The organism is Kribbella sp. NPDC050820, from assembly GCF_040653975.1.
GTDB lineage: Bacteria > Actinomycetota > Actinomycetes > Propionibacteriales > Kribbellaceae > Kribbella.
On sequence record NZ_JBFAHB010000034.1, the window covers coordinates 74555 to 92914 of the forward strand.

Below are 18360 nucleotides of genomic sequence, written 5' to 3' on the forward strand. Positions count from 1 at the left end.
GCACCACCACGCCTGTGAGTTTCGTCAACGCCGGAAGACCATCCCGGGGGTGCGTGAGATGCTGGGGCGGTTGGGTCTAGTGAGGTGGAGTGATAGGGCAGCGGCGGGTTACGTCGGCGGATATCGCGAAGGCGTCGGGGGTGTCGCGGGCTTCGGTGTCGCTGGTCTTGAACGGGCGCGGCGACGGGATGGTGGACGCGGAGAAGCAGGAGCGGATCCGCGCGGTGGCCCGGGAGTTGGGGTACGTGCCCAACGCGCCACTGGACGGCGGCACCGCGCACTTCCACGTGCACTGGCGCAGGAGCAACGGCTCCACCGCGCCCGCCGAGGACCACGTCGTGCTCGACGGGGTCGTTGGCAGCGGCAACTATGTCGGCACGTACGTCGGCCTCACCGCGCTGGAGCGCTACTGGTGGGGCGAGGGCGAGATGAAGTTCTACATCGACGACGACGATGCCTACCCGACCCAGTGCAGCACCGGGCTCGAGGACTACGCCGGTGGTGCCTGGGCGTTCCAGGACGCGCTTCGGCACGACCCGCCCCCGGTCCCGCTGACCTTCAGTGCGCCGTACTGCGGCTATCTGTTCTACTCGGCCGAGGACACCACGCGCACCTCGCCGTTCGTCACCAGCACGCTGCAGTCGCACGGCATGTACCGCTGGCACCTGCCGGATCCGGTGATCTTCCACGAGCGACTGCGCGTCACCCTGCAGCAGATCGGCGCCTGGGATCACGGGCACTTCGAGCGATCCGACGACATCACCACCGTCGCGTACTGGTACCAGCTGCCCGGCGGGTCGAACGACCTCCCGTCCCTGCCGGCCCGCGAGTACCGCCGTCCCCGCTAACGGAAGGGCAGCCTTGACCGACTACCAGGAAAGCAACCGCGGCCAGTTCCACTTCAGCCCGCGGCGCGGCTGGATGAACGACCCGAACGGACTGCTCTACTACCGCGGCACGTACCACTTCTACTTCCAGCACGCCCCAGACAGCCTGGTCTGGGACACGATGCGCTGGGGCCACGCGACCAGCCCCGACCTGGTGCACTGGACGCAACAACCCAACGCACTCGATCCCGCTGTCCACCCCGGCGAGCTGTGGTCGGGCGGCGGCGTGGTCGACGTACGCAACACTTCCGGTCTCAAGGACGGCGACCACGACCCGATCCTGGTGTTCACCGGCACCCAGGGTGTGCGGATGTTCTGCAGCCTCGACGGCGGCATGACGTTCACGCCGTACGACGAAGGCCGGGTGATCGCCCAGCCGAGCGGTCACGAGAGTCGCGATCCCAAAGTCGTCTGGCACCCGCCGTCCGGGCGCTGGGTGATGGTGGTGTGGTCCAACAACGACGGCAACGGTGTCGACTTCTTCGTCTCGCCGAACCTGCGCGACTGGGAGCGCACCAGTCGGTTGGTCGCCGACTGGTTCTTCGAGTGCCCGGACTTCACGCCGATGACGCTGAACGGCGAAGTCATCTGGGTACTGCGCGACGGCCGCGGCTCCTACCTGGTCGGCGACTTCGACGGCGGGCGCTTCACCACGTCGTGGACGACTCCGCAGACGATCACGGCCAACCCCGGTCCCGCGGCAGGCCCGTACTACGCGGCGCAGTCCTTCGACAACCTGCCTAACGGCCGCGTGGTCACGATGGCCTGGCAGGGCGAGAACCGCGGCTCGACCTGGACCGGCAATGCCAGCTTCCCGGTCGAGCAACACCTGGTCGCGACCCCGGACGGCCCGCGAATCCACAGCAACCCCGTCGACGAGATCAAGTCCTTACGCCGTAAGACAACGACGCTGGGACCAACCGTCGTGACCTCGACGTCGCCCATCGACGCACCAGCCGAAACCGTCGACGTCGAAGCGACCTTCGACCTCGCCGAAACGGAAACGACCGCCTTCACCTTCCACCTCCGGCCCGGAGTCGATCTCACCTACGACACCGCCGCCAAGCAGCTGAACGGCGTACCCCTGGCCATCGACGGCACACTCACGATCCGCCTCCTCATCGACCGCGGCCAACTCGCCGTCTTCGCCGCCGACGGCGCCTACTACGCCTGCCACAACGTCGACCCCGGTGACACCCTCCGCCTCACCACCCACGGCACGCTCAAGCTGCAGTCCCTCGAGATCCACCACCTGGCGTCGATCTGGCCGGACGTCAGTCAGTAAAGGTGAACCTGGTCGCGTCCTTCGGGAACGTCGACCAGGCGATCACCCGCCGCGGATGGACAGCGGCCGGCTCGGAGTATGCACTGGCGTCCTGCTTCATCCCGTACTCGGCGTACTTCACGTTCGCGACCTCAGCGAGCCGCTGAGCCAACTCCGCCGACACCTTGGTGACGCGCACCGAACCCTCCACCACCACGACCTGCCACGGATCGGGCAGATGGATCGTCACGTGCGGATCGGCCCGCACCGCCCGCACATGCTGCGTCTCCGGACTGCCGCCGTAGTAGAACCGATCGTCCACCCACAGCCCGTCGACCGGCACGAGGTGCGGGCTGCCGTTCGCCCGGTTCGTCGCCAGCCAGTACTGCTTGGCCTCCTCCAGCCGGGCCCGCACGCTCTCCCAGCTCAGCTTCTTCGTGGTCCGCCCGTATCCGTCGGGCAGCACCAGCTTCTCCGCAACCGGCACCGCACCCACCTCCTCACCAGATCAGATGCCAACAGTCGGGTTCAGTGGAAGGTCGGCGACCAGGTGAGTTCCCTTGTCCGGCGGGCTGGTGATCGTCAGCCTGCCGTCGGCAGCTTCGACCCGGTCCCTCAGACCGACCAGCCCAGTGCCGCGGCGAGGGTCCGCGCCTCCGATGCCGTCGTCGCTGATCGTGAGCCGGATGATCCCCTCCACGGTGTCGACCTGCACTGTGACCGCGGCGGCGTTGGCATGCTTGGCCGCATTCGTCAGCGCTTCCGACACCACGTAGTACGCAGTCACCTCGATCCGCTCGGGCAGCCGCCCGCTGGTCCGTATGGCGAGGTCGACCGGGACCGGCGATCGCCTGGCCAGCGTCCGCAACGCGGGAGCGAGTCCGCCCTCGGCGAGGATCGTCGGATGGATGCCGCGGGCGATCTCGCGGAGCTCGTCGAGAGCCGTCGACAGCTCGGCGGCCGCCCGGTTCAAGTGCTGGGCGACCTCCGCGAGCTCGGCCGGCACAGACTCCTGAGCCGCGCGCAACCGCAGCGCGAGAGTGACCAGCCGCTGCTGAGCGCCGTCGTGGAGATCGCGCTCGATCCGCCGCCGAGCCTCGTCGGCGCTCGCCACGATCCGCGCGCGTGACGCCTTCAGCTCGGTCTGCGATCCGGCGTTGGCGATCGCGGTCGCGACCAGCTCGGTGAAATCGGCGAGCCGGGACTCGGTGTCGGACGGCGCCGGCTTGTCCCCCGCCGACCCGACCGCGATCACTCCCCACAGCTCGCCTTGCACGATGATCGGCACACCGACCGCGGACCGGATCCGAACCCGTCCGGTGACAGCAGGTGGTGGCGTACTGCGCTCGTCGTACTCGAGCCGCTCCGGTTGGTGCGTCCGGTGGATCAGGGTCGACAGGTTGCGTCCGCCGAGCGGCTTCGGCCCGACCAGCGGGACCGGTCGGCCGTTCGCGCTCCATGCGGCGACCACCGTCTTCGCCTCGTTCGGCACGAACCGGGTCAGCTCGGTGAAGTCCGCGCCCAGCAACTGCCCGACCTCCGCCGTGACCGCGGCGAAGATCTCGGCCGGGGATGCGCCGGTCGCGACCAGCGTCGCCACGTGCCGCAGGGCAGCCTGTTCGCGAGCGAGCCGCTCGACCTCTGCCCGGGCAGCGCGCTCGTCGTCCAGGACGCGCAGCATCCGCATCGTGATCGCGGTTACCCTGGCCATGCCACGCATCAGCCCGGTCTCCTCGCGGCTGAGGTCCTCGTGCCGCGCCACGACCAGCGTCGAGCCCGGCGGATGCTCGAGGAACGCCGACGACGCCTGGCACATCCCTACGCCCGGTACGTCGAGCTGCCGCGAGCTCCCCGGCCGGACGGCCTCGAGGTCGCCGATCGGGACCGCGTCCTCCGGATAGCCGACGGCGGCGACCACCCCGTCGCCGGACACGATCGCCGCCACTTCGGCGTCCAGCGCCTCCGCCGTACGCTCGACAGCGACCTGCGCGGCCTCGGCCTCGCTGCGCGCGGTCGAGACCACCGCGACGAACTCGGCGAGCTGCTGTGTCGACCAGGCCGAGGAGTCCATCTCAGCCGACCGAGAGAACGACCAGCGTCTGGTTGTGGAAGCCGCGCAGGCCGCGCGTCCGGGCGATCTCGCCGTACGTGTAGAAGCCTGCGACCGGCACACCGGACGTCACCGTGGCCAGCCGGTCGATCTCGGACCGGATCCCGGCGTCGCCGAGCACTCCGCGCCGGGCGATGCAGTCGAACGCGATCACGCCGAGCGGCCGCTGCCCGTCGAGCGCGGCCAGTGAGTCGGCGCACGCCGCATCGGTTGCCTCGAGCACCGATGTCTCGTCACCCTCCATGATCCAGACCAGCGCGCCCTGCGGAACCTCGGCCATGCAGGACAGCGACCGCTCGACGAAGTCCCCGCCGCTGATCCACCGCACCTCGTCCTCACGGCTCGGCCGCCCGAGCCCGAGCGGATGAGTCAGCGCCAGCCGCGCGAGCCAGCTTTGATCGCTGCTGGTCGACGGATCGAGACCGAGATGCTTCAGGTACACGTCCAGCGCCGGGAGATCGTCGAGTGTGTAGACCCGGTTCGCGGAGCTCGCGGTCACCAGCATCGGCTCGCCGACCCGGCGCCATCCGTGCCGTACGCCGATGCCGAACGGCGCACTGGAAGCGAGCCCGGCCGCGACCACCGAGTCGGTCAGCACGCGGTCGTCGTGCAACTGATGGGTCTGCGTCATCCGCAGGTCGTCGCCCGCGCAGCCGCCGACCAGGGGAACTGCTGCGCCGAGTACGCCGTACGCGCCGCGGACGATCTCCTGCTGGTCACCGGCCAGGCCGTCGCTGAGCAGGATGAGGATCTGGTGTGGAAGGTCCTCGCGGACGGGCAGGCAGCGAGCCACCGTCCCGCCCGCCTCGCGCAGGTCCCGCGACACCTCGGTGGCCGCCGCGGTCTGTACGGCGAACCCGTCGCCGCCGAAGGCCGTCACGACGATGCTGGCCTCGCTCGGTCCGGACGCCACGATCTCGCCGGCCGTCGTACACCCGATCAGCGGTACGCCGGGAGCCCGCTGCCTGATGTCCGCCAGCAGGCCGTGCAGGTCGAGCGACTGGGAGCAGAAGACGATCAGCAGTTTGGCGTCGTCCCGGACGAGGGCGTCGTCCACCGCCCGCGCCGCAGCGCGCTTGTCGAGACCCTGGGCGGACCCCACTGCCAACCACCGCGCGGGCTCCATACCGGTCACCACCTCGAGGAGCAGCGCCCTTGTGAAACTGACGCTACAAGAGGGTCACGCACTGCTCAATGACGTGCGGAGGCCGTCTCGCGCCGCCGCCGCACCGCCACTCCCAGTAGCCGGAAAGGTCCCGGTAGCCGGAATGCGTGACGAGCCCGATCAGGTGATGCTGGTGGCATGGCGTTGCGCTGCTACATCGTTGACGACAGCATGCACTTCCTCGATGCTGCCCAGACCCTGCTCGAACGGGACGGGGTCTCCGTCGTCGGTGTCGCCTCGACCATCGAGCAGGCCCTGCGGGAGGTGGACGACGCCGCGCCGGACGTCGTACTGGTCGATGTGAACCTCGGCAGCGAGAGCGGCCTGGAGCTCGCGCGGCGGATGCAGCGCGAGACCGGCGTGCAGCACTCGCGGGTGATCCTGATCTCGGCCGATGCCGACGACGACCTCGCGGAGCTGGTCCGGGAGGTCCCGGTCGCGGCGTACCTGCCCAAATCGGGTCTGTCCGCTGCCGCCGTACGGCGGATCCTCGACGCTACCGTGGAGGGATGACCACCCGGGTGCTGCTGGCCGAGGACGACGTCCTCCTGCGGGAAGGCCTGGCCAGCCTGCTCGAGCGGTCCGGGTACGAGGTCGTCGGCCAGACCGGTGACAGCGCGTGGATCCTGCCACTGGTGCGGGACGTGACACCGGACCTGGTCGTGCTTGACATCCGGATGCCGCCGACGAACAGCACCGAAGGGCTGGACGCCGCCCGCGAGATCCGCCGCGAGTTCCCGGCGACCGGGATCCTGGTGCTGTCCGCGCACGCGGAGGTCGAGCACGCGATGGAGTTGCTGGCGTCCGGCCAGCGGATCGGGTACCTGCTGAAGAGCCGGGTGACCGACGTCGGCGACTTCCTCGAGACGCTCGGGCGGATCGTCCGCGGTGGCTCGGTGATGGACCCGGCGCTGGTGCAGGAGCTGGTGAGCGCCCGCCGCCAGAACGACCCGCTCGCCGAGCTCAGCCCGCGGGAGCACGAGGTGCTCGCGCTGATGGCCGAGGGCCGGTCGAACGCCGGGATCGCCCGGCGGCTGTGGGTGACCGAGGCGACCGTGGAGAAGCACATCCGGCACATCCTCGCCAAGCTGGCGCTGCCCGAGACCGGTGACGACCACCGCCGGGTACTTGCCGTGATCACCTACCTCGAGACCCGCTAGCCCGCCGTAGAAGTTCCGGCTAGCCGGTATCCGGGTTGGGCGCTGGCGGTGCAGACCTGGACTGCCCAGCGCGCGATGGTTGCTGCAGGGGGCCACCGCCAGCCAAGGGATTGATCGCGATGCTCACCGCAAGCACCCAGCAGGGAGCGGACTGGTGGCGCAGCGCGGTCATCTACCAGGTCTACCTCCGCAGCTTCGCCGACTCCGACGGTGACGGCATCGGCGACCTGGAAGGCGTCCGGGCCCGGCTCCCCTACCTGCGCAGCCTCGGCGTCGACGGGCTGTGGCTCAACCCGTTCTACCCCTCACCCCAGCACGACCACGGGTACGACGTCACCGACTACTTCACCGTGGACCCGGACTACGGCACGCTCGAAAGCTTCGACCGCCTGATCCGGGACGCCCACCGGCTCGGTCTCAAGGTCCTCACCGACATCGTTCCGAACCACTGCTCGACCGAGCACCCCTGGTTCACGGCGGCACTCGAAGCCGGACCCGGGAGCCCGGAGCGGGCCCGTTTCCACTTCGCCGACCAGCCGAACAACTGGCGCTCGATCTTCGGCGGCCCCGCGTGGGAGCAGGTCGACGACGGTCAGTGGTACCTGCACAGCTTCGCCCCCGAGCAGGCCGACTTCGACTGGCGGCACCCGGACGTGCCGGCGTACTTCGACCAGGTCCTGCGGTTCTGGCTCGACCGCGGCGTGGACGGCGTCCGGATCGACGTCGCGCACGGCCTGCACAAGGCCGACGGCCTGCCCGACCACGAGTACGCCGGCGACGACGAGCTCACCGGCGACCCGGTCAACCCGCACGCGTGGAACCGGCCCGAGGTGCACGACGTGTGGCGCCGCTGGCGGGCGATCACCGACGAGTACTCCGCCCGGACCGGCCGCGAACGCGTGCTGATCGGCGAGGTCGGCGTACTTGACACGCAGCAACTCGCCCACTACCAGCGGCCCGACGAACTGCACCAGACCTTCTACTTCGAGTTCCTCCGCGCGCACTGGAACGACCAGGTCCTGTACGACGTCGTGGACCGCGGACTGGACACGATCCACGACTCCGGCTCCGCGGTCGCCTGGGTGCTGAACAACCACGACATGCCCCGCTCGGTCACCCGGTACGGCGGCGGTGCTCCCGGACTCGACACCGGCGACGTCGACCTCGGGACGAGCCGCGCGCGGGCGAGCGCCTTGCTCATGCTCGCGCTGCCGGGATCGGCGTACCTCTACCAGGGCGAGGAGCTCGGCCTGCCCGAGGTCACCGACCTGCCGACGGAGGTCCTGGTCGACCCGATGTTCCACCGCAGCAACGGCGTACGGCGTGGGCGGGACGGCTGTCGCGTCCCGCTGCCCTGGACTGCGGACCAGCCCGGCTTCGGCTTCTCTTCTGCACCTTCCTGGTTGCCGCAGCCGGACTGGTTCGCTGATCACGCCGTCGACCGGCAGCTGAGCTCCGGCGAGTCGATGCTGCACCTCTACCGCGAGGCCCTCGCTCTGCGCCGGCGGCTCCCCACCCTGGCCGCCGGCCACTTCCGCTGGCTGCCGACCGAGCCCGGCGTACTCGCCTTCACCCGTGGCGACGGCTTCTGCTGCGTCGTCAACTGCTCCTCCCGCGTCGTCGCGCTTCCGGCCGACGGTGAGCTCCTGCTCGCCAGTCACCAGGAAGCCGGCGACAAACTCCCGCCGAACAGCGCCGCGTGGTACCTGCTGGCGCCGTCGACCCCACCAGACCGGCGGGCCTGGCGTCTTGAGTCCCCTCCTCCCCCGCTCGGCGCCGGGCCTGCCGCTCCACAGGAGACCTGACATGCGCCAGATCCGGATCACCAAGCCCACCCGAACCAGACGCAGACAGTACGACGACCTCCCCCTCGACCCCCGCGACCCCGAAATCCTGCGCGCCAAACAGTCCGCCCGCCGGGCCGAGCCTCCGCCGCAAACCGATCAGATCCGGTAGATCCGGCCGGTCTCCATCGACTCGACCGAGCGGACGAAGGCCTGGCCGACCACGCTCGCGTCGACGGTCGGGTAGCCCGGGAAGGTATCGGCGTACTTGTCCTTCGACTCGGTCAGGACCGTCGGGCTGACGGCATTGAGCCGGTAGCGGCCCCAGAGTTCGCCGGCGCTGGCGACGACCCACGCCTCCAGCGCTCCGTTGACGGCGGCCGCGATACTTCCGGTGCGGATGGGTTCCCGGGCGAGGATGCCGGTGATCACCGTGAACGAGCCGCCGGTGCGCACGGTGCCTGTCCCGCGGCGGACGAGCTCGACCTGGCCCAGCAGCTTGCTGCTCAGACCCCTCAGCCACGCGTCGCGGTCAAGCTCGTCCCACGGTCCGTACGGCGTCGTGCCCGCCGCGCAGACGACGGCGTCGAGCGGTCCGGCCTGGTCGAGGACGTCCTGGATCGAGCCGGGGTCGGTGAGGTCGATCGGGTAGCCGGCCGACGACCGATGGGCCGCGACGATTTCGTGGCCGCGGGCAACCAACGCGTCATTGGCCGCGCGCCCGACGGTGCCGGTGGCGCCGACCAGCAGGATCTTCATGGCGTGCTCCTCAGATGTCGCCGTAGATGGTGGTGTGCCAGGACTTCGCCGCGCGTCCGGTCAGGTCGGACATCACGTGCTTGACCTGTGTGTACTCGTCGAACGAGTACGCCGACATGTCCTTGCCGTAGCCCGACGCCTTCATCCCGCCGTGCGGCATCTCCGAGATGATCGGGATGTGGTCGTTGATCCAGACCGTCCCGGCCTCGATCGACCGGGCCGCCTCCTGTGCGCGATACACGTCCCGCGTCCAGGCCGACGCGGCCAGCCCGAACGGCACGTCGTTCGCCAATTGCAGCGCTTCGCTGTCGGAGTCGAACGGAAGCGCGACCAGCACCGGCCCGAAGGTCTCCTCCTGCACGATCTCGCTGCGCTGATCGGCGTCGATCAGCAGCGTCGGCTCGTAGTACGCGCCCTCGGACAGTGCACCGCCTGGCGCCCGGCCGCCGGTGACCGCCCGAGCCCCGTCCTTGACGGCGCGGTCGACCATGGCAGCGACCCGGTCCCGCTGCCGGAAGGAGACCAGCGGGCCTTGATCGGTCTCCGGATCCGCAGGCGCTCCGAGCCGCACTCGCCGCATCAGGCCGGCGACGCCACCGACGAAGTCGTCGAACAGGGAGCGGTGCACATAGGCCCGGGTGGCGGCGGTGCAGTCCTGCCCGGTATTGATCAGTGCGGCCGCCACCGCGCCCCGGACCGCAGCTTCCAGGTCGGCGTCGTCGTACACCACGAACGGCGCCTTCCCGCCGAGCTCGAGGTGCAGCCGGGTCCCGTTCGCCGCGGCGAGTCCGGCGATGTGGCGCCCGACAGCCGTTGATCCGGTGAACGACGTCATCGCGATCCGGCGGCTGGTGACCAGCGACTCCCCTGTGCTGGGGCCCGGACCGTTCACGATGTTCACCACACCGGCTGGAAGGCCGGCGCGTTCGCAGGCCTCGGCGAGCATGAGGGTGGTGAGCGGGGTGATTTCGGCGGGCTTCAGGACGATCGTGTTGCCGGCCGCGATGGCCGGCAGCACCTTCCAGACGGCCATCTGCAACGGGTAGTTCCACGGCGCGATCGAGCCGACCACGCCGATCGGCTGCCGCCGGATCATCGAGGTGTGGTCGGCCGAGTACTCCGCCGCCGCCTGCCCGTCGAGGTGCCGGGACGCGCCGGCGAAGAACGCGACGTTGTCGATCGACCCGGGAACGTCGAACTCACGGCTGAGCCGGATCGGCTTCCCGGTCTGCGCGGTCTCGGCCTGGGCGAGTTCCTCGGAGATCGCTTCGAGCTCGGCCGCGAGCCGGTGCAGGATCCCCGAGCGCTCGGCCGGTGTCGCTCGCGACCACTCCGCGAAGGCGTCGTGCGCAGCGTCGAGCGCGGCCTCGACACCCTGCTCGTCGTCACTGCGGTAGGTCCGGATCGTCTTCCCGTTCGACGGGTCGACCACGGCGAGTTCCGGGCCTCGGCCGACGCCCGCCTTGCCCCCGATGTAGTTGCCGGTGTTCATGAGAAGTCTCCAGGGCATGCGTGATCGGCCGGTACGACGGACGCCGTACCGGAACTGGACCGCCGGGAGCTCAGGCCGACTTGCCTGCTTCGATCAGCCGGACGATCTCGTCGGCGCTGTTCGCGATGTGGTCGCGGACCTCGGCGGTGATCGCCGCCTTGTCGCCACTGGCGATCACGTCGACCAGCCGCCGGTGCAGCTCGGCGTCGCGGGCAAGGTCGGACCGGGTGGCCTGGTCGAGGCTCATCGCCATCCGGATCTGGGACTCCACCAACGGCCAGATCCGCATCAGCATCTGGTTCTCCGACGCCTCCCACAGCGTCCGGTGCAGGTCGAGGTGAGTCATGTCGACCTGCACCAGGTCGCCTTCCTCGATCGCATCCAGATGGGTCTTCAGCGCGGCGCGCAGCTTCCTCATCCCGTCGCCGTCCGGATGCTCGGAGAGGTGCAGCGCGGCGAGCGTCTCCAGCGACACCCGGACCTGCGCCACGTCGAGCAGGTCCTGCGGACTTGGTTCGGCGACAGTGATCCCCTTGTACGGCGTCTGGACCAGCGAACCCTCGTGGACGAGTTGGTAGATCGCCTCGCGCACGGTCGGCCGGCTCACGCCGAGCAACTCCGCCAGCGGCGCCTCCTTGACCCGCTGCCCGGGAACCAGTTCGCCCGAGAGCAGCGCGCGCCGAATGGCGTCCACCACCACCTCGCGCCGAGTCACGTTGCTGACCGGAGCCAGTGCCGAGTCCGTGCGTTGGGTACTCATCCGACCGCCCTTCGTCTACCCGGACCATGATTGCAGATTGTCTGCACTTCGAGGTCGCCGCCCCGCCTGGCGCCGGAACCGAGCCGGGCTGGTCGCGGGATCGGGGGCCTCGCCACGGACCAGCCGCCGGATCGTCTGAGCGGTCGCCGGCGCCTGGGTGAGACCGAGCATGCCGTGCCCCGACGCGACCCAGACGTTGCCACCGTCGGTGAGCGGACCGACCACGGGCAGCCCGTCCGGCGTCATCGGCCGCATCCCGGCCCAGGCCGGCTCGTGCGCAGCGGCCGGATCCCAGTCCCGGAATCCCACCGCGGCCGCACGCTGCACGGCCTCGATCCGCCGCGCGTTGATCGACGTGTCGAACCCGGCGAACTCCATCGTGCCGGCCACGCGAATCAGCCCGTCCAACGGTGTGACGGCGACGTGAGCGTCCTCGAACGTCAGCGACGTCCGCAATCTGAGGGGCTCCGGACGGTAGTCGACGCTGTACCCCTTCCCCGCCTGGATCGGAACCGGAACGCCGAGCCTCTCGCACAGCGGTCCCGTCCAGACGCCGGCCGCCAGCACCACGCCGTCGCACCCCAGCCGCTCGCCGTTGCCGGTGCGTACGCCGATCACGCCACCCGGGCCGCGGTCGAAGCCGGCCACGGCCGTGTCTTCACGCACCGAGCCGCCGAGCTTCGAGATGTGCTCCACCAGAGCGGACGTGAGCGAGTCCGGCTCGAGTTGCCGGTCGCGTGGATAGAACAGCCCGTACCGGATCCGATCGGACAGTGCCGGCTCAACGTCGTGCACCCCGGCAGCATCCAGGACATCGGGCTCTGCGCCGTACGAGGAGAACACGTCCTGGTACCGCAACCGGTGCTCGAAGTGGGCCCGGTTCTCGTACGCCAGCAGGACACCGCGTCGGTGCAACTCGAAGTGCAGACCGGCGTCCCGCCACTCGTCGAACAGTTCGTCGGCCTGCGTCGCGATCCGGAGGTTCAGAGCCAGCCCGGCCCGGAACTGCGTCTCGGTGCAGTTCCGGGCCATCGCGAGCAGGAACCGCAGGAACGGCGGCGACAGCGACGGCTTCACGTACAGCGGGCTGTCCGGGCGCAGCATCCACTTCAGGCCCTGGACCACCATGCCGGGCGCCGGGACCGGGCCGGCCTCGGCGACGGCGACCTTGGCCGCGTTCCCGTGCGACGCGGCCTGGCCGGCGCTCGCGCTGTCCAGCACGACAACGTCATGCCCGTCCCGGAGCAGTTCGTAGCCACAGGCCAGACCGACGACACCCGCACCGACCACGACGATCCTCACTGCGCCCTCCTTCGATTCAGTAGGTCAGAGAACGCCGGCGGCGTCCAGGATCTTGGTGAACTCGGCCCGCGCGCTGTCGTCGAGCAAGGCGAACGGCGCCCGGACCGGCCCGGCGGGGTGCCCGATCAACTCGAGGCCGGTCTTGACCGCAGCGGCGTAGTTGTACGACTCGAGGAAGTTGCAGACCGGCCAGATCTTGTCCCACAACCGCCGTCCCTCGGCGAGATCGCCGCGGACCGCAACCGCGTCCCACAGCTGCATGGACAGCTCCGGTATCACGTTGGTCGCACCCCACACCGTGCCCTTGGCGCCGCTGACCAGACCGAAGAACGTGAGCGTGTCCCAGCCGTTGAAGGCCGTGATCCGGCCGGAGTGGGCGACCAGTAGCTCGCTCAGTCCCACCGCATCGCCCGAGGTGTCCTTGAGGTAGCCCACTCCCTCGATGTCCGCCAGCCCCGCGATCTCGGCCGGGCTCAGTTTCACCCCGGTGGCCGACGGGATGTTGTAGTACACGATCGGCAGCTGGGATGCCTCGCGTACGGCGGCCAGGTGCGACCTGACCTCGTCGAGACTCGGCGCGTCGTAGAAGGGTGGCACCACCATGAGCGCGGACGCCCCGACCTCGGCCGCGTGCCGGCTGAGCTCCACGGTCTCGGCACCCGACAACGCCCCGGTGCCCGCGATGACCGGCACCCGCCCGTCGGCCGCTTTCACACAGGCCTCGGTGAGCAGCTTGCGCTCCGCCACGGTGAGCGCGGTGAACTCGCCGGTGCTTCCGCCGGGCACCAGGCCGTGGACACCGGCGGCGATCAGCCGATTCACCTGGGCATCGAGCATCTCGACGTCGATCGCGGATCCGTCGGCGGTGAAGGGGGTCACGAGTGCTACCAGGACGCCCTGCAGCTGGACGCTATCAGTCATTGAAGATCTCCAGTAATTGTTGGGGTTCGGGACAGGTCAGTCGATCCGGACGGCATCGACGAACGCCTTGAGCTCGGGGTTGTCGCAGTCGTTGAACGCCTTGTCGGGCGTGGCATCGACCGCGATCCGGCCGTTCGAGAAGAAGACGACCCGGTCGGCGGCCTTGGACGCGAACGCCATGTCGTGGGTGACCAGTACGACGGCCAGCCCTTCCTCCTGCTTGAGCCGGGCCAGCACCCCCAGCACCTCGGCCGCGACCGGCGGGTCGAGTGCCGACGTGATCTCGTCGCACAGCAGGACCTGGGGGCGCATCATCAGCGCCCGGGCGATGGCGACCCGCTGCCGCTCGCCGCCGGAGAGCTGGGTCGAGCGGCTCCGGATGTGCTCTGCCATCCCGACCTCGGCCAGCGCCTGCTCGGCCCGGGCCTCCGCCTCGCCGGCCGACAGCCCGAGGATCTTGCGCGGCGCGAGGATGAGATTGTCGAGCACGTTCATGTGCGGCCACAGCGTGTAGCTCTGGAACACCATGCCGACCTTGGCGGCTCCGTGGTTCCAGTCCGCCGTACGAGCGCCGCCGGTGCGGACGACCACGCCGTCGATGGTGACGTCACCGTCCTCCGGGTCCTCGAGACCGGCGATCACCCGCAGCAGCGTCGACTTGCCCGAGCCGCTCTTGCCGATGATCACGCTGACCTCCCCGGAGGCGACGTCGAAGTCCACCCCGTCGAGCACCTTGCGACCGTGGAACTGCTTGGCCAGGTTGGTGGCCGAGACCAGTGGTGCGGTGGCGTCCGCCGTACCGACGCTCATGACTTCACTCCTGTCAGCTCGGGCTTGCGCGGTTTGATGATCGGTGCCCGGCCGGCCCGGGCGAGCTGGCCGCGGCGCTCGAGGTAGCTGGTGAACAGCGAGACGGGGAAGGCGATGCAGAAATAGACGGCGGCGGCCGTGGTGAAGAACTCCAGCGCCCGGTACGTCTCGGTCGCGGCGGTGTTGGCCTGGAACATCAGGTCGTGGACGGCGATCGTCGAGACCAGCGCGGTGTCCTTGAACATCGAGATGTTCAGCGACAGGATCACCGGGATCTGCTGGCGCAGCGCCTGCGGCACGATGATGTGGCGCAACTGCTGGAACCGGCTCAGCCGAAGCATCTTGCCGGCCTCGATCTGCTCGACCGGCACCGCCTGGAAGCCGCTGCGGTACGCCTCGGCCATGAACGCGGTCAGGTTCGCGGTCAACGCGATCACCGCGGACGCGAACCCGGGGATGGTGATCCCGGTCAGCGCCGGCAACGCGTAGTAGATCCAGAAAAGCTGCACCAGCATCGGGGTGCACCGGAAGATCTCGATGTAGATCTGCGCGACCCACCGGACGATCTCGATCGTGGACATCCGGGCCACGGCGACCGGTACGGCGAGGATCATGCTCAGCACGATCGTGATGGCGGCGATCTGCAGGGTGACGCCCAGCCCGCTGATCAGCTGTGGCCACGCGTCGGCGACGGCGCCCCAGTCGAAGTCTTGCTCGGTCATGACAGGTCCACGCTTCCGTCGGGTGCCGGTCTACTGCTTGGCCAGGGAGCCGAGCCGGTCGATCGGCAGGTAGCTCTCCTCGGCGTACGCACGCTCCAGCTCACCGCTGAGCCGGGTGTGGTTGATGGCGACGTTGAGCAACTGCAGTGACCGCGCGTCCATGTCGTTGGGCACGCCGTACCCCGCGCCGGCGGCGTAGATGCCGGGCTCCGGGACGACGATCTTGACCGACGCGTCGGCCTGCGCCTGCGACTCGGCGGTCGGCAGGTCGGCGAACACGGCAATGGCCCGGTCGGCCTTGAGCGCCTGCAGCCCGTTGGTGTAGTCCGCCAGCTCGAGCACCTTGGCGCCGGCGTCGGCGACCGCGGCGGCCGGAGCGCTGCCCTGCGCGACTGCGACCGGCTTGCCGGACTTCAGCACCTCGGTGGACGTTCGGTACGGCGATGCCGCCTTGACCACGAAGACGCCCTGGTACTCGTACACCGGATCGGAGAACTGGATCGCCTTGGCCCGCTCGATGGTCGCGTCCAGGTTGGCCGCCACGTCGTACCGGCCCGCCTGCAGGCCGGCGACGATGTTGTTCCAGGTCGCCGACACCGGGGTCAGCTTGACGCCGAGGGACTCGGCCAGGTGCTGCAGCGGGATCAGGTTCGGGCCGCCCAGCTTGCCGCTCTTCTCCACCGTCATCGGCGGCGCGATCGCGACGCCCACTCGCAGCTCGCCGCGGGACTGGACGTCCTTCATCCACGATCCGGCCTCGGCGGACGACGCGGCGGCACTCCCGCCTCGCCAGCCCGCGCCGACGTAGCCGCCCGCGAGGGCGAGCACCACGGCGGCGATGACCGCCAGGGAGATCTTCGTGGTCTTGGTCATGGTCGGTGACTCCTTGTGCTGCCCCGCGTCGGGTCTTCTCGGAAAGTGCAGATCGTCATACAATCTGCAGTAGCGTTGAAGGTAGGAGCGGCGTACCCCGGTGTCAAGGGGTCACGAGAATCCAGGTCAGGAGCTGCAGATGGACGGCGTGCTGGTGGTCTCGTCGGTCGACGTGCATGCGGAGGGCGAGCCGGGCCGGGTCCTGCTCGGCGGAAACCTCCGAGTCCGCGGAGCGACGATGTCCGAACGGTTGGCCTGGTGCGCCGAGCACCTGGACGACCTGCGTCGGCTGCTCCTGCGCGAGCCGCGCGGGCATCCGGCGCTGTGCGGGGTCGTGGTGATGCCGCCGGTCAGGGCCGACGCGGACGTCTCGATCGTGATCTTCGAGCAGGGCGGGTTCCGGCCGATGTCGGGCAGCAACACGATGTGCGCTGTCACGGCCATCCTGGAGACCGGGGCGCTGCCGCTGCGCGCGCCGGAGACCGTCGTCCGGATCGACACCGCGGCCGGTCTGGTCCAGGCCACGGCCCGCGTCGAGGGCACCAAGGTCCGCGACGTCGAGGTACGGAACGTGCCGTCGTGGGTGGAGTCGTTGGACACGCCGATCGACGTACTCGAGTACGGGACGGTGCGAGCCGACATCGCCTTCGGGGGGCAGTACTACGTCCAGGCACCGGCGTCGGCGCTCGGAGTCGAGCTCGGCGCCGCGAACGCACCGGCCCTGGTCCGCGCGGGCGCCGCATTGCTCGCCTCGGCGCGCCAACAGGTGGCGGTCAAACATCCGCACGACGACAATCTGAGCCACATCTCGCTCGCGATGCTGCACGGGCCGGCTACCGATCCCGGGGTGTCCGGTCGCAACAGCGTGATCCTGCCGACCGGGGCACTCGACGCGAACTGTCCCGAGACCTGGCGCGGCGTACTGGACCGTTCGCCTTGCGGTACGGGTACGTCGGCCCGGATGGCCTGTCTGCACGCCCGCGGTGAGCTCGGGCTGCACACGCCGTACCTCCACCAAGGCGTTCTGGGGACCCGGTTCGAAGGCCTGCTGCACGAACGGGTTCGCGTCGGCGATCGCGACGCGGTCGTGCCCTCGATCCGCGGCCGGGCCTGGATCACCGGCTTCCACCAGCACGTGCTGCACCCCGACGACCCGTTCCCGCGCGGCTACACCGTCGCCGATCTCTGGGGAGAGACCGCACTGTCATGACCACTTTCCGCACCATCGAGTCCCACACGGCCGGCAACCCGACCCGCACCGTGGTCTCCGGCGTCCCCGGCCTGTCCGGCGACACGATGCTCGCCAAGATGCACGACCTCGAGGCCCGGCACGACTGGGTCCGTACGGCGCTGATGTTCGAGCCCCGTGGTCACTCGGTGATGTCCGGCTGCATCGTGCTGCCGCCCTGCGATCCGCGCGCCGACGTGGGCGTGCTCTACATCGAGGCGAGTGGCCACCTGCCGATGTGCGGCCACGACACGATCGGCCTGGTCACGGTGCTGATCCAGCACGACCTGGTCCCGGTGACCGCGCCGGCCACCGAGCTGGTGCTCGACACACCTGCGGGACTGATCGAGGCCGTGGCCAACGTCCAGGACCAGCGGGTCACCAGCGTGACCTTCACCTCCACGCCGTCGTTCCTCTACGCCCGGGACGTCGACATCACGCTGCCCGGCGTCGGGACGATCCAGGTCGACATCGCCTGGGGCGGAAACTTCTACGCGATCGTCGACGCGTCCGCGGTCGGTCTGGACCTGGCCGACCCGCGGGTCGGCCGGCGCATCCTGCTCGCCGAGACCGTCCGCGACGTGGTCAACTCGTCGATCGCCGTCAAACACCCTGTACTGGAAGGGATCGAGGGAGTCACACATGTGCAGTTCATCGGGCCGCCACGCCGTACGGATGCGACCAACCTCTGTTCGGTGGTCATCAGGCCCGGAGGCGCCGACCGCTCCCCTTGCGGCACCGGCACCTCCGCCCGGGCATCGACTCTTGTCGCGCGCGGCCGCCTGGGACTCGGTGAAGCACTCGTCCACGAGAGCATCACCGGCGAAACCTTTACCGCTGTTCCGGTGGAGCACGTCGACGTCGGCGGCATTCCCGGCGTGCGCAACCGGATCACCGGTACGGCGTACGTCACCGGCACGGCGGAGTGGACCATCGATCCACGTGACCCGCTCCGCGACGGCTTCCTCGTTCTCGGCTGATAGACCCTGAAGGGGACCTTCCCTCGGTAGGAGGTGTTGGCAGGGTGTGTGTGGGAGGGGTCAACGTGGAGCACGCGCAGCGTAGCGAGCATGAACGACGTTGATGCCGACGAGCGCAGGCTGATGATGGGCCGTCGAGGGAT

The 18360-nt window shown here is 69.6% G+C and carries 19 protein-coding genes; 8 read left to right on the plus strand and 11 right to left on the minus strand.

The genetic code is table 11. The features are described 5' to 3' along the window. The first annotated feature begins 89 nt into the window (after nucleotides 1–89). Nucleotides 90–848 carry a DUF2961 domain-containing protein gene (locus AB0H36_RS26485; protein ID WP_360528773.1) on the plus strand — a complete coding sequence of 253 codons (759 nt, stop codon included), beginning with the start codon at nucleotides 90–92 and terminating at the stop codon, nucleotides 846–848. A gap of 13 nt (nucleotides 849–861) precedes the next feature. Further along, entirely contained in the window at nucleotides 862–2172 is a 1311-nt protein-coding gene (locus AB0H36_RS26490; RefSeq protein ID WP_360528775.1) for a glycoside hydrolase family 32 protein, read from the plus strand. Here AB0H36_RS26490 and AB0H36_RS26495 read toward each other — a convergent pair. The 3 genes from AB0H36_RS26495 to AB0H36_RS26505 are packed head-to-tail and all read right to left on the minus strand — an operon-like array spanning nucleotide 2162 to nucleotide 5387. Continuing rightward, nucleotides 2162–2638 (minus strand): pyridoxamine 5'-phosphate oxidase family protein, encoded by a 477-nt coding sequence (locus AB0H36_RS26495; protein WP_360528778.1) that lies wholly within the window; start codon nucleotides 2636–2638, stop codon nucleotides 2162–2164. The two genes, AB0H36_RS26490 and AB0H36_RS26495, sit on opposite strands and share 11 nt — an antisense overlap. 21 nt (nucleotides 2639–2659) lie before the next feature. Continuing rightward, nucleotides 2660–4222 (minus strand): GAF domain-containing protein, encoded by a 1563-nt coding sequence (locus tag AB0H36_RS26500; protein ID WP_360528781.1) that lies wholly within the window; start codon nucleotides 4220–4222, stop codon nucleotides 2660–2662. A 1-nt stretch (nucleotide 4223) separates the two neighbouring features. Next, nucleotides 4224–5387: an FIST N-terminal domain-containing protein gene (locus tag AB0H36_RS26505; protein ID WP_360528784.1), complete on the minus strand. Its 1164-nt coding sequence runs from the start codon at nucleotides 5385–5387 to the stop codon at nucleotides 4224–4226. A gap of 177 nt (nucleotides 5388–5564) precedes the next feature. Between AB0H36_RS26505 and AB0H36_RS26510 the strand changes: the two genes are divergently transcribed. The 4 genes from AB0H36_RS26510 to AB0H36_RS26525 all read left to right on the plus strand — a co-directional run bounded on the left by AB0H36_RS26510 (nucleotide 5565) and on the right by AB0H36_RS26525 (nucleotide 8542). Continuing rightward, entirely contained in the window at nucleotides 5565–5939 is a 375-nt protein-coding gene (locus AB0H36_RS26510) for a response regulator (protein WP_360528787.1), read from the plus strand. After that, nucleotides 5936–6586, plus strand: coding sequence for a response regulator transcription factor (locus AB0H36_RS26515; protein ID WP_360528790.1), 651 nt, complete (start codon nucleotides 5936–5938; stop codon nucleotides 6584–6586). The genes AB0H36_RS26510 and AB0H36_RS26515 overlap by 4 nt, the downstream gene beginning before the upstream one ends. Before the next feature lie 119 nt (nucleotides 6587–6705). After that, a complete protein-coding gene (locus AB0H36_RS26520; RefSeq protein WP_360528793.1) occupies nucleotides 6706–8391 on the plus strand; it encodes an alpha-amylase family glycosyl hydrolase in 1686 nt (561 codons plus the stop codon). 1 nt (nucleotide 8392) lies between these two features. Further along, nucleotides 8393–8542, plus strand: a complete 150-nt coding sequence (locus AB0H36_RS26525) for a hypothetical protein (protein WP_360528796.1) — start codon at nucleotides 8393–8395, stop codon at nucleotides 8540–8542. Here AB0H36_RS26525 and AB0H36_RS26530 read toward each other — a convergent pair. The 8 genes from AB0H36_RS26530 to AB0H36_RS26565 all read right to left on the minus strand — a co-directional run bounded on the left by AB0H36_RS26530 (nucleotide 8530) and on the right by AB0H36_RS26565 (nucleotide 16009). Beyond that, nucleotides 8530–9129 carry a short chain dehydrogenase gene (locus AB0H36_RS26530; protein ID WP_360528799.1) on the minus strand — a complete coding sequence of 200 codons (600 nt, stop codon included), beginning with the start codon at nucleotides 9127–9129 and terminating at the stop codon, nucleotides 8530–8532. The two genes, AB0H36_RS26525 and AB0H36_RS26530, sit on opposite strands and share 13 nt — an antisense overlap. A gap of 10 nt (nucleotides 9130–9139) precedes the next feature. Beyond that, complete coding sequence (locus tag AB0H36_RS26535) at nucleotides 9140–10621, minus strand: gamma-aminobutyraldehyde dehydrogenase (protein WP_360528802.1); 1482 nt, start codon at nucleotides 10619–10621, stop codon at nucleotides 9140–9142. Between the two features lie 70 nt (nucleotides 10622–10691). After that, nucleotides 10692–11381 (minus strand): GntR family transcriptional regulator, encoded by a 690-nt coding sequence (locus tag AB0H36_RS26540; RefSeq protein WP_360528805.1) that lies wholly within the window; start codon nucleotides 11379–11381, stop codon nucleotides 10692–10694. 15 nt (nucleotides 11382–11396) lie between these two features. Beyond that, nucleotides 11397–12683 (minus strand): FAD-dependent oxidoreductase, encoded by a 1287-nt coding sequence (locus tag AB0H36_RS26545; RefSeq protein WP_360528808.1) that lies wholly within the window; start codon nucleotides 12681–12683, stop codon nucleotides 11397–11399. Between the two features lie 24 nt (nucleotides 12684–12707). After that, entirely contained in the window at nucleotides 12708–13604 is an 897-nt protein-coding gene (locus AB0H36_RS26550; protein ID WP_360528811.1) for a dihydrodipicolinate synthase family protein, read from the minus strand. Between the two features lie 36 nt (nucleotides 13605–13640). Next, nucleotides 13641–14414: an amino acid ABC transporter ATP-binding protein gene (locus AB0H36_RS26555; protein ID WP_360528814.1), complete on the minus strand. Its 774-nt coding sequence runs from the start codon at nucleotides 14412–14414 to the stop codon at nucleotides 13641–13643. Then, entirely contained in the window at nucleotides 14411–15136 is a 726-nt protein-coding gene (locus tag AB0H36_RS26560) for an amino acid ABC transporter permease (protein WP_360528817.1), read from the minus strand. Before AB0H36_RS26560 ends, AB0H36_RS26555 begins: the two co-directional genes overlap by 4 nt. 30 nt (nucleotides 15137–15166) lie before the next feature. Continuing rightward, nucleotides 15167–16009 carry a transporter substrate-binding domain-containing protein gene (locus tag AB0H36_RS26565; protein ID WP_360528820.1) on the minus strand — a complete coding sequence of 281 codons (843 nt, stop codon included), beginning with the start codon at nucleotides 16007–16009 and terminating at the stop codon, nucleotides 15167–15169. A 139-nt stretch (nucleotides 16010–16148) separates the two neighbouring features. Between AB0H36_RS26565 and AB0H36_RS26570 the strand changes: the two genes are divergently transcribed. Continuing rightward, complete coding sequence (locus AB0H36_RS26570; RefSeq protein ID WP_360528823.1) at nucleotides 16149–17219, plus strand: proline racemase family protein; 1071 nt, start codon at nucleotides 16149–16151, stop codon at nucleotides 17217–17219. Further along, complete coding sequence (locus tag AB0H36_RS26575) at nucleotides 17216–18217, plus strand: proline racemase family protein (RefSeq protein WP_360528826.1); 1002 nt, start codon at nucleotides 17216–17218, stop codon at nucleotides 18215–18217. Before AB0H36_RS26570 ends, AB0H36_RS26575 begins: the two co-directional genes overlap by 4 nt. Nucleotides 18218–18360 lie beyond the last annotated feature (143 nt).

Bases quoted from the DNA above. Each gene is read 5' to 3' on its own strand.
- AB0H36_RS26500 (WP_360528781.1), bottom strand. From the start codon at position 4,222: ATGGACTCCTCGGCCTGGTCGACACAGCAGCTCGCCGAGTTCGTCGCG.
- AB0H36_RS26505 (WP_360528784.1), bottom strand. From the start codon at position 5,387: ATGGAGCCCGCGCGGTGGTTGGCAGTGGGGTCCGCCCAGGGTCTCGAC.
- AB0H36_RS26510 (WP_360528787.1), top strand. From the start codon at position 5,565: ATGGCGTTGCGCTGCTACATCGTTGACGACAGCATGCACTTCCTCGAT.
- AB0H36_RS26515 (WP_360528790.1), top strand. From the start codon at position 5,936: ATGACCACCCGGGTGCTGCTGGCCGAGGACGACGTCCTCCTGCGGGAA.
- AB0H36_RS26520 (WP_360528793.1), top strand. From the start codon at position 6,706: ATGCTCACCGCAAGCACCCAGCAGGGAGCGGACTGGTGGCGCAGCGCG.
- AB0H36_RS26525 (WP_360528796.1), top strand. From the start codon at position 8,393: ATGCGCCAGATCCGGATCACCAAGCCCACCCGAACCAGACGCAGACAG.
- AB0H36_RS26530 (WP_360528799.1), bottom strand. From the start codon at position 9,129: ATGAAGATCCTGCTGGTCGGCGCCACCGGCACCGTCGGGCGCGCGGCC.
- AB0H36_RS26535 (WP_360528802.1), bottom strand. From the start codon at position 10,621: ATGAACACCGGCAACTACATCGGGGGCAAGGCGGGCGTCGGCCGAGGC.
- AB0H36_RS26540 (WP_360528805.1), bottom strand. From the start codon at position 11,381: ATGAGTACCCAACGCACGGACTCGGCACTGGCTCCGGTCAGCAACGTG.
- AB0H36_RS26550 (WP_360528811.1), bottom strand. From the start codon at position 13,604: ATGACTGATAGCGTCCAGCTGCAGGGCGTCCTGGTAGCACTCGTGACC.
- AB0H36_RS26555 (WP_360528814.1), bottom strand. From the start codon at position 14,414: ATGAGCGTCGGTACGGCGGACGCCACCGCACCACTGGTCTCGGCCACC.
- AB0H36_RS26560 (WP_360528817.1), bottom strand. From the start codon at position 15,136: ATGACCGAGCAAGACTTCGACTGGGGCGCCGTCGCCGACGCGTGGCCA.
- AB0H36_RS26565 (WP_360528820.1), bottom strand. From the start codon at position 16,009: ATGACCAAGACCACGAAGATCTCCCTGGCGGTCATCGCCGCCGTGGTG.
- AB0H36_RS26570 (WP_360528823.1), top strand. From the start codon at position 16,149: ATGGACGGCGTGCTGGTGGTCTCGTCGGTCGACGTGCATGCGGAGGGC.
- AB0H36_RS26575 (WP_360528826.1), top strand. From the start codon at position 17,216: ATGACCACTTTCCGCACCATCGAGTCCCACACGGCCGGCAACCCGACC.